Origin of the sequence: Streptomyces sp. NPDC001843 (genome assembly GCF_042891955.1) — a bacterium.
Classification (GTDB): domain Bacteria; phylum Actinomycetota; class Actinomycetes; order Streptomycetales; family Streptomycetaceae; genus Streptomyces.
Window position 1 is genome coordinate 434,881 of sequence record NZ_JBIATQ010000002.1, and the last position, 24,486, is coordinate 459,366.

Annotated in this window: 22 protein-coding genes; 17 read left to right on the forward strand and 5 right to left on the reverse strand. The window is 71.4% G+C overall.

Annotation, left to right across the window (positions count from 1 at the left end; translation table 11 throughout):
* Nucleotides 1–113: 113 nt before the first annotated feature.
* Entirely contained in the window at nt 114–1,640 is a 1,527-nt protein-coding gene (locus tag ACFYZQ_RS07340) for a M1 family metallopeptidase (RefSeq protein ID WP_389142623.1), read from the reverse strand.
* A 99-nt stretch (nt 1,641–1,739) separates the two neighbouring features.
* Between ACFYZQ_RS07340 and ACFYZQ_RS07345 the strand changes: the two genes are divergently transcribed.
* The 11 genes from ACFYZQ_RS07345 to ACFYZQ_RS07395 all read left to right on the forward strand — a co-directional run bounded on the left by ACFYZQ_RS07345 (nt 1,740) and on the right by ACFYZQ_RS07395 (nt 13,225).
* On the forward strand, nt 1,740–3,434 hold the full coding sequence (locus ACFYZQ_RS07345) for a multicopper oxidase family protein (protein ID WP_389142625.1): 1,695 nt from the start codon (nt 1,740–1,742) through the stop codon (nt 3,432–3,434).
* A gap of 112 nt (nt 3,435–3,546) precedes the next feature.
* Nucleotides 3,547–3,963: a phage holin family protein gene (locus ACFYZQ_RS07350; protein ID WP_389142627.1), complete on the forward strand. Its 417-nt coding sequence runs from the start codon at nt 3,547–3,549 to the stop codon at nt 3,961–3,963.
* Nucleotides 3,960–4,364 carry a DUF3618 domain-containing protein gene (locus ACFYZQ_RS07355; RefSeq protein ID WP_389142630.1) on the forward strand — a complete coding sequence of 135 codons (405 nt, stop codon included), beginning with the start codon at nt 3,960–3,962 and terminating at the stop codon, nt 4,362–4,364. The genes ACFYZQ_RS07350 and ACFYZQ_RS07355 overlap by 4 nt, the downstream gene beginning before the upstream one ends.
* A 132-nt stretch (nt 4,365–4,496) precedes the next feature.
* A complete protein-coding gene (locus ACFYZQ_RS07360) occupies nt 4,497–4,955 on the forward strand; it encodes a DUF6325 family protein (RefSeq protein ID WP_389142633.1) in 459 nt (152 codons plus the stop codon).
* Between the two features lie 23 nt (nt 4,956–4,978).
* Complete coding sequence (locus ACFYZQ_RS07365; protein WP_389142635.1) at nt 4,979–5,266, forward strand: SHOCT domain-containing protein; 288 nt, start codon at nt 4,979–4,981, stop codon at nt 5,264–5,266.
* A gap of 55 nt (nt 5,267–5,321) precedes the next feature.
* Nucleotides 5,322–6,236 (forward strand): cyclase family protein, encoded by a 915-nt coding sequence (locus ACFYZQ_RS07370; protein WP_389143235.1) that lies wholly within the window; start codon nt 5,322–5,324, stop codon nt 6,234–6,236.
* Nucleotides 6,237–6,359: 123 nt separating this feature from the next.
* Complete coding sequence (locus ACFYZQ_RS07375) at nt 6,360–7,940, forward strand: GMC oxidoreductase (protein ID WP_389142638.1); 1,581 nt, start codon at nt 6,360–6,362, stop codon at nt 7,938–7,940.
* Between the two features lie 167 nt (nt 7,941–8,107).
* On the forward strand, nt 8,108–8,947 hold the full coding sequence (locus ACFYZQ_RS07380; protein ID WP_389142640.1) for an SDR family oxidoreductase: 840 nt from the start codon (nt 8,108–8,110) through the stop codon (nt 8,945–8,947).
* A gap of 35 nt (nt 8,948–8,982) precedes the next feature.
* A complete protein-coding gene (locus ACFYZQ_RS07385) occupies nt 8,983–10,410 on the forward strand; it encodes a cytochrome ubiquinol oxidase subunit I (protein ID WP_389142643.1) in 1,428 nt (475 codons plus the stop codon).
* A complete protein-coding gene (locus ACFYZQ_RS07390) occupies nt 10,407–11,447 on the forward strand; it encodes a cytochrome d ubiquinol oxidase subunit II (protein ID WP_389142646.1) in 1,041 nt (346 codons plus the stop codon). Before ACFYZQ_RS07385 ends, ACFYZQ_RS07390 begins: the two co-directional genes overlap by 4 nt.
* Before the next feature lie 2 nt (nt 11,448–11,449).
* Nucleotides 11,450–13,225, forward strand: coding sequence for a cation:proton antiporter (locus tag ACFYZQ_RS07395; protein ID WP_389142649.1), 1,776 nt, complete (start codon nt 11,450–11,452; stop codon nt 13,223–13,225).
* Between the two features lie 10 nt (nt 13,226–13,235).
* Here ACFYZQ_RS07395 and ACFYZQ_RS07400 read toward each other — a convergent pair whose 3' ends face one another.
* Together ACFYZQ_RS07400 and ACFYZQ_RS07405 are read right to left on the reverse strand one after the other, a co-directional pair.
* Nucleotides 13,236–15,074 carry a glycoside hydrolase family 15 protein gene (locus ACFYZQ_RS07400; RefSeq protein WP_389142652.1) on the reverse strand — a complete coding sequence of 613 codons (1,839 nt, stop codon included), beginning with the start codon at nt 15,072–15,074 and terminating at the stop codon, nt 13,236–13,238.
* Nucleotides 15,075–15,121: 47 nt separating this feature from the next.
* The gene (locus ACFYZQ_RS07405) at nt 15,122–16,063 is read right to left on the reverse strand and encodes a DUF389 domain-containing protein (protein WP_389142655.1); all 942 of its coding nucleotides are present in this window, start codon (nt 16,061–16,063) and stop codon (nt 15,122–15,124) included.
* A 203-nt stretch (nt 16,064–16,266) separates the two neighbouring features.
* Here ACFYZQ_RS07405 and ACFYZQ_RS07410 point away from each other — a divergent pair, with 203 nt between their 5' ends.
* Both ACFYZQ_RS07410 and ACFYZQ_RS07415 read left to right on the forward strand, forming a co-directional pair.
* Nucleotides 16,267–16,599 (forward strand): hypothetical protein, encoded by a 333-nt coding sequence (locus ACFYZQ_RS07410; protein WP_389142658.1) that lies wholly within the window; start codon nt 16,267–16,269, stop codon nt 16,597–16,599.
* 26 nt (nt 16,600–16,625) lie between these two features.
* Complete coding sequence (locus ACFYZQ_RS07415; protein ID WP_389142661.1) at nt 16,626–17,042, forward strand: hypothetical protein; 417 nt, start codon at nt 16,626–16,628, stop codon at nt 17,040–17,042.
* Between the two features lie 20 nt (nt 17,043–17,062).
* Here ACFYZQ_RS07415 and ACFYZQ_RS07420 read toward each other — a convergent pair whose 3' ends face one another.
* On the reverse strand, nt 17,063–17,659 hold the full coding sequence (locus ACFYZQ_RS07420) for a hypothetical protein (protein ID WP_389142664.1): 597 nt from the start codon (nt 17,657–17,659) through the stop codon (nt 17,063–17,065).
* A 97-nt stretch (nt 17,660–17,756) separates the two neighbouring features.
* Nucleotides 17,757–18,344, reverse strand: coding sequence for a hypothetical protein (locus tag ACFYZQ_RS07425; protein ID WP_389142667.1), 588 nt, complete (start codon nt 18,342–18,344; stop codon nt 17,757–17,759).
* 233 nt (nt 18,345–18,577) lie between these two features.
* On the opposite strand from ACFYZQ_RS07425, the gene ACFYZQ_RS07430 reads away from it, so the two are divergent.
* The 4 genes from ACFYZQ_RS07430 to ACFYZQ_RS07445 all read left to right on the forward strand — a co-directional run bounded on the left by ACFYZQ_RS07430 (nt 18,578) and on the right by ACFYZQ_RS07445 (nt 24,446).
* Nucleotides 18,578–19,018 carry a pyridoxamine 5'-phosphate oxidase family protein gene (locus ACFYZQ_RS07430; RefSeq protein WP_389142670.1) on the forward strand — a complete coding sequence of 147 codons (441 nt, stop codon included), beginning with the start codon at nt 18,578–18,580 and terminating at the stop codon, nt 19,016–19,018.
* Nucleotides 19,019–19,162: 144 nt separating this feature from the next.
* Nucleotides 19,163–21,547, forward strand: coding sequence for a phosphoketolase (locus ACFYZQ_RS07435; RefSeq protein WP_389142673.1), 2,385 nt, complete (start codon nt 19,163–19,165; stop codon nt 21,545–21,547).
* Between the two features lie 107 nt (nt 21,548–21,654).
* The gene (locus ACFYZQ_RS07440) at nt 21,655–22,347 is read left to right on the forward strand and encodes a response regulator (protein ID WP_389142676.1); all 693 of its coding nucleotides are present in this window, start codon (nt 21,655–21,657) and stop codon (nt 22,345–22,347) included.
* Between the two features lie 356 nt (nt 22,348–22,703).
* A complete protein-coding gene (locus ACFYZQ_RS07445; RefSeq protein ID WP_389142679.1) occupies nt 22,704–24,446 on the forward strand; it encodes a GAF domain-containing protein in 1,743 nt (580 codons plus the stop codon).
* Nucleotides 24,447–24,486: the final 40 nt, after the last annotated feature.

The window sequence follows — 24,486 nt, forward strand, 5'->3', positions numbered from 1 at the left end:
CACCCCTCGTACGTTTCCGTGCCCCGGGCGCCACGTCGCGCCGAGCGTCAACCGCGTGGACCAGCCACCCCGCGCACGCCACTCGGTCGGCGGCAGTACGAGGGCGTGTCGGCTCAGGTCCTGACGGGGTCCACCTGCCAGTCGGGATGCCCCGGCATCGGCGGGGTGCGCTCCCCGTACAGCCACGGCGTCAGGAACGGCCTCAGGTCCCTGCCCGCGACCTCGGACGCCAGCGCGACGAAGTCCGCGGTGCCCGCTGCCCGGCCCCGGTACCGCGTGACCCAGGACCGCTCGATCCTGTCGAAGGTGTCCTCGCCGACCTCCTCCCGCAGCGCGTACAGCACCAGCGCCGAGCCGTCGTACCGGATCTGCCGGAACAGGGTCGGCCAGGTGGGTTCCGCGGGCGCCCCGTCGTCGTGCCGCCACTGGTCGTGCCGCTCGTACGCCGCCCGCATCGCCTCCTCCATGCTGTCGCCGCCGTGCGTGTCGGAGTACAGGCGTTCGTAGAACTGGGCGTGACCCTCGCTCAGCCACAGGTCGGACCAGCGCCGGACGGCGACGCTGTCCCCGGTCCAGTGGTGGGTCAGCTCGTGCACGAGGTTGCGTTCGGCGTGGACCCGGTCGCCCAGCAGATCCGCGCTCGGCAGCACGGACAGCGACTGCGTCTCCAGCGCCACCGGCAGGTCGGTGTCCCCGACCAGCACTCCGTAGCGGCTGAACGGGTACGGGCCCAGCCGCCGCTCCAGCCAGGCCAGGTGCTCGGGGACCAGCGAGCGGTACGCCGCGGTGCCGCTGACCAGTCCGTCCGGGACCACGTCGCGCAGGGGCAGCCCGCGCGGTCCGGTGCCGTCGACGACCGTGAACCTCCCGATCGCCAGCTGGACGAGCTGGGCCGCGACCGGCTGCTCGGAGTCGTACGTCCACCGGGTGCGTCCGTCGGGCCGCCGGACGCGCTCGACGAGCCTGCCGCCCGCGACGGCGCTGATGCCCGGCGGGGTGGTGATGCGGAAGGTGACCGGCGCGCGCAGGCTCGGATGGTCGTCGGCCGGGAAGATCATCTTGGCGCCGTCGGGCTGCGGACAGAGCACGGTGCCGTCGGGCGTGGGCACCCAGCCGTAGTCCGCGATCGCGTCGCCGCGGTGCCGTTGCCGCGTCGGGTCGGCGGTGTAGGCGACCCGCACGGTGAAGGCGGCGCCCCGGAGGATCGGCTTTGAGGGGGTGACGACGAGTTCGTCGCCGTCGCGTACCGCGGCCGCCGGCAGGCCGTCGACGGTGACCCTGTGCAGCGTGTTGCCCGCGAAGTCCAGGTCGAAGCGGGACAGGGCCTGCGTGGCGGTGGCGCTGATGGTGGCGCCGGCGTCGAAGGGCGTCCGCGGAGACCGCCAGTCGAAGGCGAGGGTGTAGCGGCGCACCTGGTAGCCGCCGTTGCCGGCGAGCGGGAGCAGCGGATCGCCGATGCCGGGGGCGCCGGGGGACGGCGCCGGGCCGGACGTGGCGGCGGAGGGGGCGGGGGAGTGGTGGCCCCGGTGCGCGAGGGTGCCGAGGAGGAGGGTGGCACCGGCGGTCCCGACGGCGCCGGCGACGGCCAGGACGAGGACCCGGCGCTTGGTGAAGGAGGTGCCGGCGATCGTGATCCGCATAGCCGCACTATCGGCCGCACCGTCGTCGGTGCCCGCGATTCATGAGACGCGCCGCGCCAGTTCTCACACATATGGTCATAAAACGTGTCTTATTCTGTCATGCAGACACACACGCGGCGCACAGTGCTCGGTGCCTCGATCGTGGCCGCCGGCTCGGGGATCCTGACCGCATGCTCCGGGTCCGCACCCCGCCCGGAGTCCGGCTCCCACCCGGCGGGCAGCCCCCACGCCCGCCCGGCTCCCCACCCGGCGCCGGGTTCCCGTCCCGGAACCGGGACGGTCGGCCACCACGGAGAGGTCTTCGTCCCCAGAGGGCCCGAGGGGTATGTGAACCCGTCCGACCCGGAGGTCCTGGAGGCCGAACGGGAACGCGGGTCGGGGCCGGTGCGCAGGTTCCGGTTCACCGCCGGCGAGACGTATCTCGACCTGGGCGGGTTGATGGTGAGGTCATGGGCGTACGGCGACCGACTGCCCGGCCGGGAGGTGCGGATCCACGCGGGAGACATCCTCGATCTCACCCTTGCCAACCGCCTGCCCCAGTCGACCACCCTGCACTCGCACGGCGTGCGCATGCGCAACGACATGGACGGAGTGCCGGGCCTGACCCAGTACTCCATCAAGCCAGGCGCGGACTTCAACTACCGCTTCGCCGTGACCCACCCGGGCACCTACTGGCTGCACTCCCACTCGGGGATGCAGCTCGACCGCGGCCTGTACGCGCCGCTCATCGTGGAGGACCCCAGGGAGCCCCTGTCGTACGACAAGGAGTGGGTGGTGGTCCTGGACGACTGGCTGGACGGCGTGCAGGGCTCCACCCCGGACGGAGTGCTCGCAGAGCTGCACCACGGCAAGCGTGCTCCGATGGGCATGGACATGGGGGAGGACGGGGAGCACGACGGTTCCGGCCACGACACGTGGGACGAGGCGCGTGCCTGGGACCCCGAAAAGTCCAAGAGCCCTTCCCGTCTGCTCCACGGCTCCCACAGCCGTATGCTCCACAGCGAAGGCGGCAGCGTCGACTACCCGCTTTACCTGATCAACGGGCGCCTCGCGCACGAGCCTTCGGTCTTCCGGGCCCGCCCGGGGGACCGTATCCGGCTGCGCATCATCAACGCCAGTGCCGAGACGGCCTTCCGGGTCGCGCTGGGCGACCACGAGATGACGGTGACACACACGGACGGCTACCCGGTCGAGCACAAGCGGACGGACGCGCTGCTGCTGGGGATGGCCGAGCGCTACGACGTGCTGATCACCGTCCAGGACGGCGTGTTCCCGCTGGTCGCGCTGGCGGAGGGCAAGGACGGCCGGGCGCTGGCGGTGCTGCGTACCGGCGGCGGGGGCCTGCCCCGGTCCACCGTGCATCCGCGGGAACTCGAGGGGAAGGTCGTGCCGGCCAGACGGCTCGTGCCGGACGAGTCCGTCGCGCTGTGCCACCGTGATCCGGACCGTGAGATGCGCCTGAGGCTGACCGGCAACATGCGGGCCTTCAACTGGGGGTTCGACCACCGGCCGTACTCCGTCGAGGAGCGCCACCCGGTCCGGCAGGGTGAACGGGTCCGGCTGACCGTCGTCAACGCCACCGACATGTGGCATCCCGTGCACCTGCACGGCCACACGTTCGCCGTCAGGGGGCTCGACGGGGTCGGGGCCCGCAAGGACACCGCCATCGTGCTGCCGCACCGCAAACTCGTCCTCGACTTCAATGCCGACAACCCGGGCCTGTGGATGCTGCACTGCCACAACCAGTACCACTCCGAGTCCGGCATGATGACGATCCTCGGCTACCGCAAATGACGAGCTCTCAGACCGCGGCCGCCGCCCGACACCACAGGTGAGGTGGGATGGCATGCCCGCGTCCGGGCACCCGGCACGGCGAGTGGCAGCCGATGCAGGGAGGTGACCCGTCATGACCCCGGACAGCCGAGGCCCGAGCACTGCCTCCTCGGAGCCGGTGAGCGAACTGGTCCAGCGGGCCTCGCAGCAGCTGACGGAGCTGGTGCGGGGCGAGATGCGACTTGCTCAGGCGGAGATGAAGGAGAAGGGCAGGCGCTACGGGAAGGGCTCGGGCCTCTTCGGCGGCGCCGGCCTGACCGGCTTCCTGACCCTTGAGGCTCTGGTCGTGACGGCGATCGCCGCGCTGGCGGTGCCGCTGCCGGTGTGGGCCGCCGCGCTGATCGTCACCGCCGTCCTCGGCGTGATCACCGCGGTGCTGGCCGTGACCGGGAAGAAGGAGGTCGGCCGGGCCGCCCCGCCGGCACCCGAGCAGACCATCGACAACGTGAAGGCCGATGTGGCCGAGATCAAGGAGAGTGCCAGGCGATGACCCAGCCGCCCCACGACGAGCCCACCGCCTCCGGACCCGAGGAACTGCGCGCCCAGGTGGAGCAGACCCGCCACGAACTGGGGGACACGGTCGAGGCGCTGGCCGAGAAGGCGGACCTCAAGGACCAGGCCCGGCAGAAGGCGGCGGCCGTGAAGGAACAGACGGCCGCGACGGCCGCGGAGCTCACCGGCCAGGCCAAGGCGAAGGCCGCCGAGGCCGCCCATGTGCTGCAGGACAAGACCGCCCAGGCCGCCGGGCAGGTCAGGGCCAGGGCCGAGCAGGCCGACCGGATGTGGCAGGAAAGGGCACCGGAACCGGTGCGCGACAACCGCACCGTGCTGATCGCCGCCGGAGCGGGACTGCTGGTCGCCTGCCTGCTGCTGCGCCGCAGGAGGAAGTAGCCGCGGCAGGAGGCAGCGGTCCGCCGGGGACGGGGAAGCCGGTCGGCGCCCCCGTCCCCGGCTCTGGACGTGCGGCCCCCTGGGGCGGGTGCTGGAATGGCTGGAGGGACCGTCCGCCTCCGAGGAGTGGCCATGACCGAGGACCTCGAGGAAATGGGGCCCGTCGACTATCTGATCGTCGAGTTTCCCGGCAACCGCATGACGGGTGAGGGGTTCCCCCTGCTCGTCGACCTGGTCGACCGCGGCACCATCCGCATCATCGACCTCGCCTTCGTCCGCAAGGACGCCGACGGGTCGGTGACCGCGCTGCGACTGGAGGACATCGGCGGCGAGCTCGATCTCACGATGTTCGAAGGGGCCTCCTCCGGGCTGCTGGACCAGGGCGATCTGGACGAAGCCGGTGCCGCGCTGGAGCCCGGCAACTCCGCCGCGATCCTCGTGTACGAGAACGTGTGGGCCGCTCCGCTGGCCCGTGCGCTCAGGCGCGGCGGAGCCCAGCTGGTGGCCAGCGGCCGCATCCCCGTTCAGGCGCTGCTGGCGTCGCTGGACGCGACCGAATCGACGCCCCCGAGCGGGCCCGTGGCCGCCTGACGCGACGTGGGAGATGAGTGAGTATGCCAGGACTGCTTCGTGGTGTCGCCCGCACCGCAGTCATCTCGGGCACGGCCACCGCGGTGTCCAACCGAGTCTCGCGGCGGCAGGCGGGCCGCTGGGCCCAGCAGGACGAGCGGCAGGCCGCCGCACCCGCTCCAGAGGCCGCACCTGCGCCCGCCGCACCGCAGTCGGGCACCGACGACATGACCGGCAAGATCGACCAACTCAAGCAGCTCGCCGACCTGAAGGCCCAGGGAGTGCTCACCGAGGAGGAGTTCGAGGCCCAGAAGCGCCGGGTCCTCGGCTGATCGGGCAAGGACACCGGCCGTGAGCTCGCAACCGCGCCCCGCGACGTCGCAGCGCATGTCCGAGGCGGACTTCCGGTCCCTGTACCGCCGGCTGCGTGAGCAGGCACGGTCCGGCGCGGACCAGCCGCGCGGGGCGCTGGGCCACCTCACCCCCGAACGCGTGGTGGCCGCCGCCGCGGAGGTCCGGCGTGGACGCTCCCTCTCGTTGGCCGCACCCATCGAGACCGAGCCGGGGCCCGACAACCCGCAGCCCGCATCCCACCGGATGACCGCGTCGGCGCCCGGCGAGGCCGACGCCCCCGGGCTGCACTTCGCTCGCGACCGGTTCGCCATGAACGTGCACTCGGACGCCGACAGCCACCTCGACGCGCTGTGCCACGTCATGTTCGACGGCGAACTGTACGGCGGTGTCCCCGCGGGCAGCGTGACACCGGACGGCGCCCACGCTCTCACGCTGGACCTGGTCCAGGACGGCATCGTCGGCCGCGGGGTCCTCCTGGACATCCCGCGTCTGCGGGGCGTGCCATGGCTCGAACCCGGCGACCAGGTCACCGCCGAGGACCTGATGGCGGCCGAGGCGGCTGAGGACGTCACGGTCGGCCCGGGTGACCTGCTGTTCGTACGGGTCGGGCACCGCCGTCGCCGGCAGAGCCACGGCGCCTGGGACTCGGCACGGGCCCGGGCGGGCCTGCACCCGACGGCGATGCGCTTCCCGGCCCAGCGGCGGGTGGCGGTCCTCGGTTCGGACGGCAACAGCGACACGGCCCCCAGCGCGGTGGCCGAGGTCCCGTTCCCCGTCCACGTACTCGCCGTGAACGCCATGGGAATGCACCTCATGGACTGGCTGGACCTCGAGCAACTGGCGCCGGCCTGCGAACAACTGGGCCGCTGGCACTTCCTGTGCGTCGTCGCCCCGCTGCGGCTGCCGGCGGCCACCGGCAGCCCCGTGAACCCGATCGCCGTCCTGTGACGAAACCGGACGCCGACTCCTCCGGGTGCCGCATCGCCCGGGGACGGATACGTTCGAAGTGGGGAGAAAGCTGTGTCAGGTCCCGGCCCCGGCCGAGGCCGCGGAGGCAAGGACGGTGGTCGCATGCGCGACTTCCCCCATTACGACATCATCATCATCGGCACCGGCGCCGGTGGCGGGACGCTCGCCCACCGGCTCGCCCCCTCGGGCAAACGGGTGCTCGTCCTCGAACGCGGCGACTACCTGCGGCGCGAACGCGACAACTGGGACTCGACGGCCGTGTTCGTCAAGGGCAAGTACCGCGCACCGGAGTTCTGGCTGGACAAGCACGGCAATGAGTTCCCGCCCGAGGTCAACTACTACGTCGGCGGCAACACGAAGTTCTACGGCGCGGCACTTTTCCGGCTGCGCCCGGAGGACTTCGGGGAACTGCGCCACCACGACGGTGTCTCTCCCGCCTGGCCGATCCGCTATGAGGACATGGAGCCGTACTACACCGAGGCCGAACACCTCTACCTGGTGCACGGCCGGCACGGCGAGGACCCCTGGGAGGGGCCGTGCAGCGCCCAGTACGCCTACCCGCCGGTCGAACACGAGCCCCGTATCCAGCAGTTGAGCGACGACCTGGAGAAACAGGGACTGCACCCCTTCCATCTGCCCATCGGGGTCAACCTCACCCAGGAAGAGAGCGGGCAGGCCACCCACTCCAGCGCCTGCATCCGCTGCAACCGGGTCGACGGCTTCCCCTGTCTGGTCCGCGCCAAGTCCGACGCCCAGGTCGTCTGCGTCGAACCGGCACTGCGCCACAGAGGCGTCGACATGGTCACCGGCGCCCATGTGACGCGGCTGGAGACGGACCCGGCAGGCCGCAGCGTCACCACGGTCCTCGCCCGGCTCCCGGGTGAGGAGGAGGCCCGGTTCACCGCGGACATCGTGGTGGTGGCCTGCGGGGCGGTCAACTCCGCCGTGCTGCTGCTCGCTTCGGCGAACGACCGGCACCCCCACGGGCTGGCGAACAGCTCCGACGTGGTCGGCCGGCACTACATGCGGCACAACAACCTGGCTCTGATAGCCGTTTCGAAGCAGCCCAACGACACCCAGTTCCAGAAGACCCTCGCCCTGCACGACTGGTACCTGGGCGCCGACGACTGGGACTACCCCCTCGGAGGCATCCAGATGCTCGGCAAGTCGGACGCCGAGCAGATCCACGGCGAGGCCCCGCGCTGGGCCGGCACGGTCACACCGGACATGCCCTTCGAGGTGCTCGCCCACCACGCCGTCGACTTCTGGCTGTGCGGAGAGGATCTGCCGCAGCCGGACAACCGGGTCACCCTCGAAGGCGACGGCCGCATCCGGCTGACGCTCGACGAGGACAACAACATCGCGGGACTGGGGCGCCTGCGGCACAAACTCCAGCACATGCTCGGCCACTTGGGGATGCACGAGCACCACCTGCTGTCGCACAGCATCTACCTGCACAAGGGCATGCCGATCGGTGCCACCGCGCACCAAGCGGGCACGATCCGGTTCGGCACCGATCCGGCGTCCTCCGCGCTGGACGTCAACTGCAAGGCCCACGACCTGGACAACCTGTACGTCGTCGACACGAGCTTCTTCCCGAGCATCGGGGCGGTCAACCCGTCCCTGACGGCCATCGCGAACGCCCTGCGCGTGGGAGACCACCTCCTGGAACGGCTGGGCTGACCGCGGTCGGCGACCGGCGCGACCGACCGGGCGAAGCTCCTCAGCCGGTCGGCGCAACGCGGTACCTCCCGGGGTGCCGCCCGCCCGGCCATGGTGATGGTGTGGCACTCGAACCCCCGGTCCACGGCCCGGGGGCCCGGGCGACGCGACGTCAGGAGTAGGTCATCGTGAGTACCACCGAGGGCGCACCCCAGGGCGTGATCCCCACGCACCTGCTCAGGGGCCAGAAGGCGCTGGTCACCGGAGCGAACTCCGGAATCGGCAGGGCGACGGCCATCGCCCTCGGCCGGGCCGGGGCCGACGTGGTCGTCAACTACGTGGCCGGCGCCGACGAAGCGGAGAAGGTCGTCGACGAGATCACCTCCTTCGGCGTGCGGGCCGCTGCCTACGAGGCGGACGTGTCGCGGGAGGACCAGGTCGTGGCCATGATCGACCGGATGGTCCAGGAGTTCGGCACGATCGACATCCTGGTCGCCAATGCCGGGATGCAGCGCGACGCCTCGTTCGTCGACATGACCCTCGCCCAGTGGCAGAAGGTCCTGGACGTCAACCTCACCGGGCAGTTCCTCTGTGCCCGTGAGGCGACCAAGGAGTTCCTGCGGCGCGGGGTCGTACCCGAGGTGTCCCGTGCCGCCGGGAAGATCATCTGCATGAGCTCGGTGCACCAGATCATCCCGTGGACGGGGCACGTCAACTACGCCGCTTCCAAGGGCGGCGTACAGATGATGATGGAGACCCTCGCCCAGGAACTCGCCCCGAAGAAGATCCGTGTCAACGCGATCGCCCCCGGAGCCATCAAGACACCCATCAACCGCAGCGCCTGGGAGACACCCGAGGCCCAGAAGGACCTCCTGCGGCTGATCCCCTACGACCGCGTCGGCGACCCGGACGACATCGCCAACGCGGCCGTCGGCCTCGCCTCCGACCTCATGGACTACGTCGTGGGCACCACCCTCTACGTGGACGGCGGGATGACCCTCTTCCCCGGCTTCGCCACCGGCGGCTGATCCACCGCACCCGCGCCGGCCCCGGAGAGGCTCATATGCATACGGCCCTGTTGCTGGCGGACGTGCCGCCGCAAACACTCCCGGCCAGATCGATGATGGCCTTCACGCTCGCCTCCCACATCGTCCTGGTGCCGTTGGGCGTCGCGCTGCCGCTGATCACACTCATCGTGCACGGCTACGGTCTGCGCCGCGGCGATGCCACCGCCCTGCTGCTGGCGCGGCGGTGGTCGGCGGTCATGGCGGTCCAGTTCGCCATCGGTGTCGTCACCGGCACCGTGCTGTCCTTCGAGTTCGGGCTGCTGTGGCCCGGCATGATGGGCAGGTGGGGCGATGTGTTCGGCATCGGGTTCGGTGTCGAGGCCTGGGCGTTCTTCCTGGAGGCCGTCCTCATCGCGATCTACCTGTACGGCTGGCGCAGGCTCCCCTCCCGGACCCACTTCCTGCTCGGGCTGCCGCTGCCGTTCGCCGCCCTGCTCGGTGCCTTCGGGATCCTGGCCGCCAACTCCTGGATGAACACCCCGCGGGGCTTCACCCTCGACTCCGCCGGCAACCCCGTGAACGTGAACATCCGCAAGGCGATCTTCACGCCAATGTTCGGCCCGGAGTACTGGCACTTCGTCTTCGCGATGTTCGTAACGGCCGGCTACGTCACGGCCGGCGTCTACGCCGTGGGGTGGCTGCGCGGCCGCCGCGGCAGGTACCACCGGCTGGGCTTCACGATTCCCTTCACGCTCGCCGCCGTGTGCACCCCCGTGCAGTTCATGCTCGGTGACTCCATCGCCCGGCAGGTCTTCCACAAACAGCCCGTGAAGTTCGCCGCCATGGAGATCGTCTGGAAGACCGACACCCATGTTCCGGAGTACCTGTACGGCCGGCTGCACCCGGACGGGACCGTCTCCGGCGGCATCAAGATCCCGCAGCTCGACTCCATCCTGGCCGGCTTCCGCCCGGACACCCAGGTCACCGGGCTGACCACCGTCGCTGCGAGCGACCGGCCGACGCCCACCCAGGCCACCATCGTCCACTGGACCTTCGACACCATGGTCGGGATCGGCTCCCTGCTGGTGCTGCTCGCCCTGTGGTACGCCCTGGTCTGGCTGCGCCGCCGCAGGCTGCCCCGCTCACCGTGGTTCTACCGGGGCGCCGCACTGGCCGGCGTCGCCTCCGTCGTCGCCGTCGAATGCGGCTGGATCACCACCGAAGTGGGCCGCCAGCCGTGGATCGTCTACCAGAACATGCGGGTCGCCGAAGCGGTCACGTCGACGCGTTCCGCCGCCCTGTGGACCATGTTCGGCCTGGTCGTCGTGGTGTACTTCGTCGTCTTTGCGTCCTTCCTGCTGGTGCTGCTCAAAATGCGCGCCCGCTGGCGGCTCGCCGACGGGAAAGACGACCGGGAGACACCCGGCCGGACCCCGGAGACGGACACCCCGTACGGGCCGCGCTCCACCGGGAGCCGGCCGTGATCACCGGGGTCATCGCCGCCGTGCTGCTGCTCGCGGTCGCCGCGTACGCCTGCGCCGGCGGCACCGACTACGGAGCCGGCTTCTGGGACCTGACCGCGGGCGGCGCGGAACGCGGCAAACGCCCCCGATGGCTGATCGACCACGCCATGGCTCCGGTCTGGGAGGTCAACAACGTCTGGCTGATCTTCGTGCTGGTCATCATGTGGACAGGGTTCCCCGTCCTCTTCCAGCGGGTGTTCACCGCGATGTGGCTGCCGCTGGCCCTGGCCGCCGTCGGCATCGTGCTGCGCGGCGCCGGCTTCGCCCTGCGCAAGCCCACCCGGCGGTTGGCCGGCCGGCGCCTGTACGGCGCCATGTTCGCCGTCTCCTCGCTCCTGACGCCGTTCTTCCTGGGCGCCGCGGCCGGGGGAGTGGCCTCCGGCCGGGTGACGGCGAGCACCCAGGCGTCGGCGGACGCCTGGGCCAACCCCACATCGGTCCTGTTCGGTCTGCTCGCCGTGGCGACCACGGCCCTGCTCGGTGCCGTCTTCCTGGCCGCGGATGCCCGGCGTTTCGACGCGTCGGACCTGGACGCCTACTTCCGGCGGCGGGCACTGGGCGCGCTGGCCGTGGTCGCCGCCCTGGCGGTGATCACGCTGGTGGTCACCCACGGGGACGCCCCACATGTGTGGCGTGGACTCACGCACGGCGCGGGGCTCGTCTTCGTCGTCCTGTCGGCGCTGGCCACGCTCACCACCGCCTGGCTCCTGCTCCGCTCGTCCGGCGCATGGTCACGGGTCGCCGCCGTCGGGGTGGTCGCGTCGGCCGTCATCGCCTGGGGCATGGCCCAGCGCCCGTACCTGATCCCCACCACGCTGACCGTCGCCGAGGGAGCGGGCGCGCACACCACACTTCGCTGGCTGGGGCTCGTCATCGTCGTCGCGGTCGTGTTGGTCGTCCCCGCGGTCGTCCTGCTGTACTGGCTGGACACCCACGGCGAGCTGGAGGGCCTCACCGACGCCGACCTGCGAACCGGTGCCGCCGGCGACGAGGGCTGACGGTGACCGAGGACGAGATCCTGCTGGGCCTCGGCCTGACCGTCGCCCTCGCCGTCGGTTCGCAGATCCTCGCGAGCCGGCTACGGATCCCGTCCCTGATCGTGCTGCTGCCCGTCGGATTCGCGGCCGGGGCCCTCACCGATGTCGTCGACCCGGAGCGGCTCGTGGGGCCGGACTTCTCCGCCCTGGTCTCGCTGTCGGTCGCGCTGATCCTGTACGACGCCGGACTGGGCCTGGACCTGCGCCGTCTCAAGGGCGCCACGCGCACCGTCGTACTGCGGCTGATCGTGCTCGGGGTGCCGCTCTCCTGGGGCACCGTCGTGCTCCTCGGCCCGGCCCTGTTCGGCGTGCCGACGGCTACGGCCAGCATGATCGGCGTGATCCTCGTGGTGTCCGGGCCGACCGTCGTCGGCCCCCTGCTCGAACACGTGAGGCCGACCGACAGGGTGCGGCGCGTCCTGGTGTGGGAAGGGTCGCTGGTCGATCCCATCGGCGGCATCCTCGGCGCCGTCGTCTTCCACTCCATCGTCTCAGGCGGGCTCCAGACCGGTCATTTCCGCTTCGGTGCCTTCTTCGCGGGCCTCGCCGTCGGACTCCTGGGTGGCGTGGCAGGCGTCGCCCTGCTGTGGTTCACGCTCCGCCGGCTCCGTCTCGGTGAGACGCTCGGCACGCTCGCCCAACTGGCCATCGTGGTCGTGGTGGCGGCGGCCTGCGACATGGCGTACGACGACACCGGGCTCATCGCCGCGATCGTCACCGGGCTGACCGTCGCGAACCTGCCCGGCTTCGACATGCCCGCACGACGGACGTTCTCCGAGACACTGGTCCAACTGATCATCGGCCTGCTCTTCGTCTCGATCTCGGCCACGGTGACGCCGAAGTCCGTCACCCCGGTGCTCCTGCCGACCCTGCTGCTCGTCGTCGTGCTCGTCCTTGTGACCCGGCCGCTGGCCGCGCTGCTGGCGGGCCTCGGGACGGACCTCCCCGCCGCCGAACGCGCCTTCACCGGCTGGATGGCCCCGCGCGGCATCGTCGCGGCGTCCACCGCCACCACCTTCGCCGGCTCACTCGCCGCCGCGGGACTGCACGGTGCCGACAAGATCCTTCCCATCACGTTCCTGGTCATCGTCGCAACGGTCGTGATCTACGGGCTGACGGCGGAGCCGGTCGCCGCCCGCCTCGGCGCCACGCGGCCCGTCCGCTCCCGCCCGCTCCTGGTGGGCGGCGCACCATGGGTGGTGGACCTCGCCCTGTCGTTGCGCACCGCCGGGGTGGACGTGCTGATGTGGGCGGGATCCGCGCGGGAGCGCGACCGGATCGAGGATGCCGGGATCGAGCTCGCCGCCGGCGAGCTCATGGCCGTCGCCGACGATCCGCAGGCCCGGTTGCAAGGAGTCACGTCCCTCTTCCTGTTCACGGACGACGACGATTTCAACGCGCTCGCCACGACCCTGATGAAGGACAGCATCGACGGCCCGGTCCACCGCATCGGCCCGCCACCCGACAGCCAGGGTGTCGTCGCCCCCTACACCGCCGGGGCCACCCTCTTCGGCCCCGGGCTCGTCCGGCACACCCTGGTGTCCCGCCACGAGCGGGGCGCCCGCTTCCAGGTACTGCCCGCGTCGGTGCCCCGCCCGCCGGGGCACGACCTCCTGTTCCTGGTGCGGGCCGACGGCCGGCTGGAACCGGTCACCGACTCCCTGGCGGCCACACCGGCGGAGGGTGACACGCTCGTAATCCTCGGGCCGCCGACGGCGGGCCCGGATCCGGCCGGCTGACCGACGCCGGCTACCGCCCGTCGAGAGCGGCGTTCAAAGTGATGGCCGAGTCGATGAGGGCGAGATGCGTGAAGGCCTGCGGGAAGTTCCCCAGTTGACGCCCCGTCGGGTCGATCTCCTCCGAGTACAGGCCCAGATGGTTGGCGTATCCCATCATCTTCTCGAACACCAGCCGCGCCTGCTCGGTCCGTCCCGCCCGTGCCAGGGCGTCGACGTACATGAACGTGCACAGCGAGAAGGTTCCCTCCGAGCCACGCAGGCCGTCGGGCGAGGCCTCGGGGTTGTAGCGGTAGACCAGGCTGTCGCTGACCAGTTCCTGCTCCATGGCGTCGAGGGTCGACGCCCACATCGGATCGCTGGGGGTGAGGAATCCGACCGTCGCCATGCGCAACAACGAGGAGTCCAGTACCTCACTTCCGTAGTGCTGGACGAAAGCCTCGCGTTTCTCGTTCCACCCCTTGGCCATCACCTGCTGGTAGGTGGCGTCCCGCTCGTTCTTCCAGCGTGCGGCCGCGGAGGGCCAGCCGCTCGACTCGGCGAGCCGCACGGCGCGGTCGAACGCCACCCACGACATCACCCGGCCGTACGTGAAGTCCTGGCGCCCGCCGCGGGTCTCCCACAGTCCCTCCTCCGCCTGGTCCCAGTGGTCGGCCAGCCAGTCCAGGTCCGTCAGCAGCGAGGTCCATCCCCGGTGCCCGACGTGGAAGCCGTGCTGCTGCGCGAAGTAGATGCTGTCCATCGCCTCGCCGTAGATGTCCAACTGGAGCTGTGTGGCCGCGCCGTTGCCGATCCGCACCGGCGCGGAACGCGCATATCCCTCCCAGTGGTCGAGGATCTGCTCGTCCAGATCGGAGGAGCCGTCGACCTTGTACATGATGTTGAGCGGGCCCGTGTTCCCGTCGCGTCCGGCCCGCTCCTGGACCCGGTCGCTCAGCCAGAGGATGAACGCCCTTGCCTCCTCGGTGAACCCCAGTCCCAGCAGGGCGTACACGGAGAAAGAGGCGTCGCGGATCCAGGTGAAGCGGTAGTCCCAGTTGCGCTCGCCACCCAGTTGCTCGGGGAGGGCCGCCGTGGGTGCGGCCACCACGGCGCCGCTGGGCGCGAAGGTCATGAGTTTCAGCGTGATCGCGGAACGCTCCACCGTCTCCCGCCAGCGTCCCGTGTAGCGGGACTGGCTCAGCCAGGAGCGCCAGAACGCGACGGTCTCGTCGAACAGCCGCCGGTGTTCGGCCTCGCGGACCTCGGCGGGCGGCCCTTCGGCGCCCATCTCAAGAACCATGCCGCGCTGTTGGCCCGCCTCCAGCGTGAGTGAGAGGTGCAGGTCGGACTCCCTGGCCGTGAGAACGTCCGCCAGCCGATCGTCCTCCGGTTCCCGGATCGGGTGGACGGTGAGCTTCGTGCCGTCGTCCGCGGCGAACACCGCTCCGTGCTCGGTGATGTGCAGGCGGTGGGCGGTGCGCCCGTAGTCGAACCGCGGGGCGATCTCCACATCGAACGTCATGCTGCCGCGCACACAGCGGACCAGGCGGACGAGTCGATGGCGGCGCGTGACCGTCGTACCGGTCACCGGCATGAAGTCCATCACCTCTCCGGCGCCCGCCTCGGTCATGAACCGGGTCACCAGGATCGCTGTGTCGGGAAGGTACAACTGCTTGGTCGCGTGGGTCGTGTGGGCCGGCCGGATCGTGCAGTGCCCGCCCTTCTCCTTGTCGAGGAGCGCCCCGAACACACTCGGCGAGTCGAACCGCGGGGAGCAGAACCAGTCGACCATCCCGTCCGTGGTCACCAGTGCCGCAGTCTGCAGATCGCCCAGCAGGCCGTGGTTCTCGATCAGTGGATAGTCGTCCATCGGGGCGCTCCTTCCGGAGTGGGATTCACCCGAACGCACCCCCCAGATCAGGGTAAGGCGGAGAAGCGCGTCGCGCGCCGCCACAGACGTCGCTGCAGACGCAGGGTGAACAGGCCGACGACCACGAGCACGGCCACGTTGAGCAGGAGTTGGAGCAGCGAGCCCCGCGCCTGGCGCCAGTCGGCGAAGGCGAGCGAGACCGCGATGTCCGAGGCGGCGGGAATCGTGGTCACCGAGATGAACACACCGAGCAGGGCGCTGCCGCGGCCCTCGGTGAGCGAGACGATCCCGACCACACCGGCCAGGAAGGCGACGACGACCGAGAAGAAGTCCGGCGTGTCGATGAGGTGGGAGACGGGCCGCAGACCCAGGTCGAAGGCCTTGGACTGCAGACCGGCACCCCGCGCCAGCGCGGCGAAACCCAGCGTGACCCCGATGGCCAGCAGGAAACCGGCCGTGAGGGCGCGCGTCCCCTCCCGGACCGGACGGCGGTCGTGCCGGTCGAGCCCCAGCGCGATGCTGGTGATCGCGCTGTACTCGGGGCCGACCACCATGGCCGCCACGATGAGGATCTGCGAGTTGGTCAGGATGCCGACGGCGCCGATGAGCCCGGCGATCACCAGGAACAGGTAGAAGGACGGCACGTAGGTGCCCTCCGCACGGATGCGGGCCTCGACCGTGGCCCACAGCGGAACGCGGGCGAGCGCGCGCGGCTGACCGGCCTCGATCTGCTCCGCGCGCCGGGAGAACATCAGGCCGACGCCGTCGACGGCGATCGACCCCGTACGGTCGACGCCCAGTTCGCGCAGGTCGTCCAGCAGACCGTTCGCGGCGCCCCTCGGCACGTCGCAGTCGATCGCGTCGCTGCCCGTGACGTGGGCCGAGCTCACGATCACGAGGTTGAGGACCTGCTCGTCCCCGGTCAGTAGGTCGACGGCCGACCTGGTGAGCACGGGCGGCACGACCACGCGGATGTGGACCAGGTCCATCCCAACCTCCCGAGCCGTCACACGGCGGCCCACTGCCACTATCGCCCGTGGTCGTTCACAGCGCTTCTCCGCATGCCCGCAATGGGCCTGACCGCCGGGCGCGTGCGCCGACCGCGACGGATAGTGGAGGGAGAGGGACCCACCACTGCCCGACGGGGGGAATGACGATCCAGCCGGCTCTCATCCCCGGTACAGGAGGCCAGATGCCCGCTCCACGCTCGCTGGCCGCTCTCGCCGGCATCGCACTGCTCGGCGTGGCGCTGACGGCCTGCGACGAGCAGGCGCTCGGGACGATCGACGCGCGCAACGGGATCAGGCCCGTCGAGACCATCTCGAATCCGCCGGTCGACGGCTGTCATCGGTTCCGTGCGGGCGTGACCCACGTCCGCAACTTCACGGGGAACGACATCGTCCTCTACCAGAGGGCCGACTGCACGGAGCAATCGGGCGGAGACAGCGTCTACCTGCCCACGCAGACGTCGGACGCGGTGGTCCGTTCCACGGGACCGTGGCGCAGCTTCACCATCGTCCACTGACTCACTGACATCCCAGGAGACCGGTCATGACCGTCCACGACCACGGTCCCGACGGGGACCACCAGCGGCCCGCACACGTGTCCGAGCAGACGGTGGAGGCCCTGGGGTCCCTGTCGAAGGCCCTGGAGACGACCGAGCGCGCCCGCGGCCACCTGTACTCCTTCCACCAGCTCACGGGCAGCGCCGACTTCGAACTGGACCGCGCGGTCCGACTGCTGCGCGCGGCCGGCCACGACGCCTGGGCGGACCGGGTGCAGCGGGAGATCCTGGGCCGCAACGTCATCCCGGGGCACTGGACGTTCCAGATCGTCGAGGCGTACAACGCCACCTACTACCGGCCGTTCGGTGAGCTGGAGGCCGAGGCGCGTCAGGAACTGGCCGACGGCAGGGACCACCTCTACGAGGCCACGCTGAAGGAACGACGCTGCACGACCGGCCACTGAGGGCCGAACCGCCGCCCCGGTCACTGCCGTCCGAGGTAGGAATCCGGGTAGCGCCGGGTGAAGTCGACGGCCCACACCAGCAGTACGACGGGCAGTACCCAGTTCAGCCAGTCGCTCGCCGAGGGCGTGCGTACCGCCAGCCAGCCCAGTACCGCGATCAGCGCGAACACCGTCCCCCAAGCCGCCGTCAGCACCCTGTTGATGTGCAGGAACACAGGGGAGTCCCACACTTCGGGCGGTGTCGTCCGCCGGGCGTACTGCGCGGTGAACGGGTCGCGCAACAGTGAGCCGAGGGCCACGCAGGCCAGCACTCCGCTCGAGATGACCTGCGCGTACGTCTCCAGCCAGAGCAACTGGTCCCGGCCCAGAACCAGCGCCAGGACGCTGATCACCGCGAAGAACAGGATGCCGGCCATGTCGAGGAGCATGTACCGGCGCCGGCGGAGGTCCTGACCGGACAGCACGAGCGCGGCGATCAGACCCGCCAGCGCCGCGTACTCCCAGGTGCTGGGCCCGGCGAGCACCCCGAACACGATCCACGGGGCGAAGCCGAGGAGCACGCCGGCGAACCCGACCTGGGAGGTCGTACGTCCTGTGGTCGCAGACTGCTGTGCCATGGAATCACTTCCAGCGTGAAGAGCGGGCCCGCACCTCCCCGGCCCCCACTTCCATCGTGCTTCGGCACTCCGGTCCGTGCATCCGGTCCTGCTCACGTCAGCGGGTCCGGTGGCTCCACCGGGGACCGACCAGCTCCCACTCCCTGCCCCAGGCGTCGATGCGCCGTCGGTCGAGCCAGTACCGTGCCCCGGCCCCGGCGCCGACGGTGACACCCGCGAGGGCCAGGGCCGCCGCGCCGCCGTAGACGCCCGCCTCGACCGCGGCCTGCGTCCCGGTGCGCGGCTGCACGGCCGGCCGGCCCCGTGTGTCCGTCCACACCGTGAGGTGTGCTCCGGCGCTCTGACCGGGCCGCACCCAGGTACGGCCACTACGGGAGGAGCCGTCGGGGACCGTCCACCGGACCTTCGCCATCACCCGGTCACCGTCGGTCACCACGTGGTCCCCGGCCGTCTGCGGCACGTCCACGAGCAGCACGGCGCGTACCGGCCGGCGCTCGGCGCGCTCACGGGCGAATCCGTCGGCGGCGGCCCGGGCGGTCACCACGCCCACGGCCGCGCCGCCGACCGCGACGATCAGCCAGACCGCCAGCACGATCCACGCCTCGAGCACGTCGTCGTGCCGGCGCAGCGGATTGCCGCGCCACCGCCACGACGGCCTCGTCGTCCTCCCGGCCCGTGCTGTCATGGCGCTCCACCTCCTTCTCGGCCGCTTCCCCCCTGTGCAGCACGGTGCCAGGTCCGGGCGCGGGCCGGCTTGGGCCGACCAGAGGGCATCGCAGGGCCGTCCGGCCCCACTCGTGGTGGGCCACGCAGGAGGGCCGCTCTCCAGGCGCCGGGGACCGAAGGGCCCTCACCCGGCGCTCACCCCACGGCCGACGATGGAGGACACCGCCGTACCAGGTGAAAGACGGACTGGCCATGTACCCCAATGACGGTTTTCGTGAGCTCGACCGGCAGGAGTGCCTCCGTCTGCTGACGAAGGTCCCGGTGGGCCGTGTCGTCCACACGCGGCGCGCCCTGCCCGCGGTGCTTCCGGTCAACTTCCGCCTGGACACCGACGGCGCGGTGCTGCTGTGCACCTCGGAGGCCTCGGAGCTGGTACGTGCGGTCGACGGCGCGGTGGTCGCCTTCGAGGCGGACGAGGTCGACGCCGCCAGGCGCGCCGGATGGAGCGTCGTCGTCACCGGCCGGGCCACCGTCGTCACCGACCCCGCGGAGCGGCGGCGCCTGACCCGGACCGGCCCGCGCTCCTGGGCGCCGTCCCCGCGGGAGGTGTTCCTGCGCATCCACCCGGAGCTGGTCACCGGGCGCGAGCTCGTCGGCGGGCAGACGCTGTACGGGGTGGACCTCGGGCCCTGAGACCCGGCACGTACGGACGGCTCGGCCCGGCAGGTGGGGTCGAACGGCCCTGTCGGGTACCCGGTGGCCCGCCGCAGGGTGAGAACTGTGCGCGAACCGGCACATGCCACGCCCCGACCGCCGTCCGACCCGGAAGGAACCCCGATGTCCGTCGACACGCAGCAGGCGTCCGCCGGGCTCACCGACGAGGAGCTCGCCGTCCTGGACGCCCACTGGCGCGCCGCGAACTACCTCACCGTGGGCCAGATCTACCTCATGGCCAACCCCCTGCTGACCGAACCGCTGCGCCCGGCGCACGTCAAGCCGCGCCTGCTCGGCCACTGGGGCACCTCACCCGGCCTCAACCTGGTGCACACCCACCTCAACCGCGTCATCAAGGCCCGCGACCTGGACGCCCTGTGCATCTGGGGCCCCGGCCACGGCGGCCCGGCCGTCCTGGCCAACTCCTGGCTGGAAGGGTCGTACACCGAGACCTACCCGGACGTCACCCGGGACGCGGCGGGCATGGCCCGGCTGTTCAGGCAGTTCTCCTTCCCCGGCGGGGTGCCCAGCCACGTCGCCCCTGAGACCCCGGGCTCGATCCACGAAGGGGGCGAGCTCGGCTACGCCCTCTCGCACGCCTATGGCGCCGCCCTCGACAACCCGGATCTGCTGGTCACCTGCGTGATCGGCGACGGGGAGGCGGAGACCGGGCCACTGGCCGCCTCCTGGCACTCCAACAAGTTCCTCGACCCGGTGCACGACGGTGCCGTGCTGCCGGTCCTGCACCTCAACGGCTACAAGATCGCCAACCCGACGGTGCTGTCCCGGCTGCCCGAGTCCGAGCTCGACGACCTCCTGAAGGGCTACGGCCACGACCCGCTCCACGTCACCGGCGACGACCCGGCGGCCGTCCACCGCGCGATGGCCGAGGCCATGGACACCGCGGTCGGCCGCATCGCCGCCCTTCAGCGCGCCGCCCGCGAGGACGGCGCCACGGACCGGCCCCGCTGGCCGGTGATCGTGCTGCGCACCCCGAAGGGCTGGACCGGCCCGACCGAGGTCGACGGCCTGCCCGTCGAGGGCACCTGGCGCTCCCACCAGGTGCCGCTGGCCGCCGTACGGGACAACCCCGAGCACCTGCGGCAGCTGGAGCAGTGGCTGCGCTCGTACCGCCCCGAGGAACTGTTCGACGAACACGGCGCCCCGCGCCCCGGCGTCCTCGCCTGTGTTCCGTCGGGCCACCGCCGGCTGGGCGCCACCCCGCACGCCAACGGCGGACTGCTGCTGCGCGGACTGCCCCTGCCGCCACTGGAGCGTTACGCCGTCGCCGTCGACAAGCCCGGCGCGACGACGCACGAACCGACCCGTGTCCTCGGCGACATGCTCCAGGACGTCATGGCGGCCACCGCCGACCGGCGCGACTTCCGCCTCGTCGGCCCGGACGAGACCGCTTCCAACCGCCTGCAGGCCGTGTACGCGGCCAGCGGCAAGGCCTGGCAGGCCGGCACGCTGCCGGTGGACGAACATCTCGACCCGCACGGCCGTGTGATGGAGATCCTCTCCGAACACACCTGCCAAGGCTGGCTGGAGGGTTACCTCCTCACCGGCCGGCACGGATTGTTCTCCTGCTACGAGGCCTTCGTCCACATCGTCGACTCCATGGTCAACCAGCACGTCAAGTGGCTGCGCACCACCCGCCGTCTGCCCTGGCGCGCCCCCATCGCCTCGCTCAACTACCTGCTCACCTCGCACGTGTGGCGCCAGGACCACAACGGCTTCTCCCACCAGGACCCCGGTTTCGTCGACCACATCCTGAACAAGAGCCCGGAGGCGGTGCGGGTCTACCTGCCGCCGGACGCCAACACCCTGCTGTCGGTGGCCGACCACGTGCTGCGCAGCCGTGACTACGTCAACGTCGTCGTGGCGGGCAAGCAGCCCTGCTTCGACTGGCTGTCGATGGAGGAGGCCAGGGTCCACTGCGCGCGCGGCGCCGGCATCTGGGACTGGGCCGGCACCGAGGAGGGCTCCCGGGACCCGGACGTGGTGCTGGCCTGCGCGGGCGACGTCCCTACCCAGGAGGTGCTGGCCGCCGCCCAGTTGCTGCGCCGGGAGCTGCCGGAGCTGGCCGTACGGGTGGTGAACGTCGTCGACATCGCCCGGCTGCTGCCGAGCGGGGAACACCCGCACGGGATGAGCGACTTCGAGTACGACGGACTGTTCACCCCTGACAAGCCGGTGATCTTCGCATACCACGGCTACCCGTGGCTGATCCACCGCCTGGCCTACCGGCGTCGCGGCCACCCCAACCTGCATGTGCGCGGCTACAAGGAGATCGGCACCACGACCACACCGTTCGACATGGTGGTCCGCAACGACCTGGACCGCTACCGCCTGGTGATGGACGTCATCGACCGCGTCCCCGGCCTCGCGGTGCGGGCGGCGGCCGTGCGCCAGCGCATGGAGGACGCCCGGCAGCGCCACCACGTCTGGATCCGTGAGCACGGCATGGACATGCCTGAGGTGGCGGACTGGACGTGGAACGGCTGAACGGCCCGGGGCCGGCCGGGCGAAACAGGGCCGACCGGCCCTGGCCAGCGGTCTCTGCGACGGGGAAGTATCCCTGTGGGAACCGAACACAGCACAAGGAGCGACCGATGGCGGAGCGCGAGCAGGCCGGGCCCGACACCCCGATCCGGGTCTTCCTCCTCGACGATCACGAGGTGGTCCGGCGCGGGGTGCACGACCTGCTGAACGACGAACCGGACATCACCGTGGTCGGGGAGGCCGCCACCGTCGAGCAGGCCCTGGTACGCGTCCCCGCCCTGCGTCCCGACGTGGCCGTCCTGGACGTCCGTCTGCCGGACGGCGACGGCGTGACCGTCTGCCGGGAACTGCGCTCGCGGCTGCCGGAGCTGGCCTGCCTGATGCTGACCTCGTTCGACGACGAGGAGGCACTGCTCGACTCGATCATGGCGGGCGCCTCGGGGTACGTCCTGAAGCAGATTCAGGGCTCGGACCTGGTCTCGGCGGTGCGCACGGTGGCCCGTGGCCAGTCGCTCCTGGACCCGAGCGCCGCCACCAAGCTCATGGCCAGGCTGCGGGGCGGCCCGCAGCAGGAGGAGACGCCGGACGCGCTGCCCGGTCTGACCGAGCGGGAGCGGGAGATCCTGGCCCTCATCGGGGAGGGGCTCACCAACCGCCAGATCGGCCAGCGGCTGTACCTTGCCGAGAAGACGGTCAAGAACCACATCTCCCGGCTGCTCGCCAAGCTCGGCGTCGAGCGCCGCATCCAGGCCGCCGTCATCGCCACCCGGGCCCAGGACCGGCTGCGCGCCGAAGGCCGCTGATTCCCGCCGGCCCGGACACCCTCCACGCCCGGACACCCTCCAGGCCCGGGCAGCCCCCGCGGACGGGCATCCAGAAATCGGGGCCACTCTGTGTCAGCCGTGCGTGCTCCACCAGCCCATCGTCCGTGCGCGCGCCCGGCGGGGACAGGGCCGTTCGGCCCCTCTCAACCGCCCGAACGGCCGCGTTCCGCCCGGACGGGATTCCCGGCCGGCCACCACGACGACCGACGTCCCGGGCGGGGCGCTCCGAGGTGCCCCCGGGCCCCGTGATCCCGTATCGTCCCTCCTGCCGGGGCCGTTACCTTGGCCGAGGTGCGGTGCGGGCGTCGGTATCACGCAGGGCTGGGAGGTCAGCGGTGGTAGGCGCCGAAGGAGCTCACGAGGCCCGGGTACGGCTGCCCCAGCTGCGGCTGGACGAACTGCTGGAGGAGTTGCAGGCCCGCCTGGACGCGGCCCGCGGTACCCGGGACCGGGTGCACAGCCTGCTGGAGGCGGTCCTCTCGGTAGGCCGTGAGCTGGACCTGGAGCAGGCGCTGCGCAGCATCGTGGAGGCGGCGGCCGCCCTCGTCGACGCCGAGTACGCGGCGCTGGGCGTGATCGGACCGGACGGCAGAAGACTGTCGGCGTTCATCACGGCCGGGGTCGGTGAGGAGGAGATCGCCCGCATCGGTCCCTTCCCGGAGGGCCACGGCATCCTCGGCGAGCTGATCCGCCATCCCGAGCCGCTGCGACTGGCGAGGCTCTCCGAGCACGCCTCCTCCTACGGCTTCCCCCCGCATCACCCGCCGATGAACACCTTCCTCGGTGTCCCTATCCGGGTGCGCGAACAGGTCTTCGGCAATCTGTACCTGACCGAGAAGCGCGGTGGCCTGCAGTTCGACGAGGACGACGAGTCGGTGCTGTCGACGCTCGCCGTGGCGGCCGGTGTGGCGATCGACAACGCCCGGCTGTACGAGGAGTCCCGGCTGCGTGAGCGCTGGCTGCAGGCCAACGCCGAGATCACCCGCAGCCTGATGTCCGGCGCCGGGCAGCACGAGGTGCTGGGCCTGATCGCCGAGCGGGCGCGGGAGATCACCGATGCCGCGCTGGCCGCCGTCGCGATTCCCATGAAGGACACCGACACCCTCGCCGTGGAACTGGCCATCGGCCGCGAGGCGGACGCGCATCGCGGCCTGGTACTGCCCGTGCGGGGCACGCTCACCGGCCGGGCCTTCGCCGCGGGCGCGCCGGTGATCAGTGCGGACGTCGCCCATGACGACCGGATCTCGGCGGGGCCGCCGCGGTTCGCCGGTCTGGGTCCGGCCGTTGCGGTGCCCATCGGCTCGGGCGAGCGGGTCCGGGGCGTGGTCCTGCTGGCCCGGGAGACGGGCGCGAACGAGTTCTCCGACGAGCAGACCGAGCCGCTGCAGGTGTTCGCGGGGCAGGCCGCCGTCGCCATGGAACTCGCGGAGCGCCGCCAGGACGCCCAGCAGATCGCCCTGCTGGAGGACCGGGACCGGATCGCCCGGGACCTCCACGACCTGGCCATCCAGCGGCTGTTCGCCACCGGCATGACCCTGCAGAGCGCCGGACGTTTCATCCAGCACGCCCAGGCTTCCGAGCGGGTGCGGCGGGCGGTGGACGACCTGGACGAGACGATCAAGATCATCAGGTCGACGATCTTCGGACTGCGCACCCGGGACGACGACGAGGCCCTCGGGCTGCGCGCCCGTGCGGTGCGGATCGCGGGCGAAGCCGCGCAGGTGCTGGGCTTCGCGCCCAGCGTCCGGATGGAGGGCCTGCTCGACACCCACGTACCGCAGGAGACCGCCGACCACGTCGTGGCCGTCCTCTCCGAGTCCCTCACCAACATCGCCCGGCACGCCCGCGCGAACCGTGCCGAGGTGGCCCTGGGGACCGACGGGAAGGAAGTCCGCCTCACGGTCACCGACAACGGCGTCGGCATCCCGCCGGAGGGCCGCCGCAGCGGCCTGGCCAACATGCGGGAGCGGGCGCGGAAGCTGGGCGGGGACATGGAGCTCGCTTGCCCCGAGGGCGGGGGGACCAGGCTGGTGTGGCACGCGCCCCTGACGGAGGCGGCGGCTTCCTCGGAGGCGTGAGGGGCGCCCCCCGGCGTCCAGCTCCGCCGCCCGTGTGCAT

Coding starts and splice junctions, on each gene's coding strand:
- ACFYZQ_RS07340 (WP_389142623.1), bottom strand. CDS start 1,640: ATGCGGATCACGATCGCCGGCACCTCCTTCACCAAGCGCCGGGTCCTC.
- ACFYZQ_RS07345 (WP_389142625.1), top strand. CDS start 1,740: ATGCAGACACACACGCGGCGCACAGTGCTCGGTGCCTCGATCGTGGCC.
- ACFYZQ_RS07350 (WP_389142627.1), top strand. CDS start 3,547: ATGACCCCGGACAGCCGAGGCCCGAGCACTGCCTCCTCGGAGCCGGTG.
- ACFYZQ_RS07355 (WP_389142630.1), top strand. CDS start 3,960: ATGACCCAGCCGCCCCACGACGAGCCCACCGCCTCCGGACCCGAGGAA.
- ACFYZQ_RS07360 (WP_389142633.1), top strand. CDS start 4,497: ATGACCGAGGACCTCGAGGAAATGGGGCCCGTCGACTATCTGATCGTC.
- ACFYZQ_RS07365 (WP_389142635.1), top strand. CDS start 4,979: ATGCCAGGACTGCTTCGTGGTGTCGCCCGCACCGCAGTCATCTCGGGC.
- ACFYZQ_RS07370 (WP_389143235.1), top strand. CDS start 5,322: ATGTCCGAGGCGGACTTCCGGTCCCTGTACCGCCGGCTGCGTGAGCAG.
- ACFYZQ_RS07375 (WP_389142638.1), top strand. CDS start 6,360: ATGCGCGACTTCCCCCATTACGACATCATCATCATCGGCACCGGCGCC.
- ACFYZQ_RS07385 (WP_389142643.1), top strand. CDS start 8,983: ATGCATACGGCCCTGTTGCTGGCGGACGTGCCGCCGCAAACACTCCCG.
- ACFYZQ_RS07400 (WP_389142652.1), bottom strand. CDS start 15,074: ATGGACGACTATCCACTGATCGAGAACCACGGCCTGCTGGGCGATCTG.
- ACFYZQ_RS07405 (WP_389142655.1), bottom strand. CDS start 16,063: ATGGACCTGGTCCACATCCGCGTGGTCGTGCCGCCCGTGCTCACCAGG.
- ACFYZQ_RS07410 (WP_389142658.1), top strand. CDS start 16,267: ATGCCCGCTCCACGCTCGCTGGCCGCTCTCGCCGGCATCGCACTGCTC.
- ACFYZQ_RS07415 (WP_389142661.1), top strand. CDS start 16,626: ATGACCGTCCACGACCACGGTCCCGACGGGGACCACCAGCGGCCCGCA.
- ACFYZQ_RS07420 (WP_389142664.1), bottom strand. CDS start 17,659: ATGGCACAGCAGTCTGCGACCACAGGACGTACGACCTCCCAGGTCGGG.
- ACFYZQ_RS07425 (WP_389142667.1), bottom strand. CDS start 18,344: ATGACAGCACGGGCCGGGAGGACGACGAGGCCGTCGTGGCGGTGGCGC.
- ACFYZQ_RS07430 (WP_389142670.1), top strand. CDS start 18,578: ATGTACCCCAATGACGGTTTTCGTGAGCTCGACCGGCAGGAGTGCCTC.
- ACFYZQ_RS07435 (WP_389142673.1), top strand. CDS start 19,163: ATGTCCGTCGACACGCAGCAGGCGTCCGCCGGGCTCACCGACGAGGAG.
- ACFYZQ_RS07440 (WP_389142676.1), top strand. CDS start 21,655: ATGGCGGAGCGCGAGCAGGCCGGGCCCGACACCCCGATCCGGGTCTTC.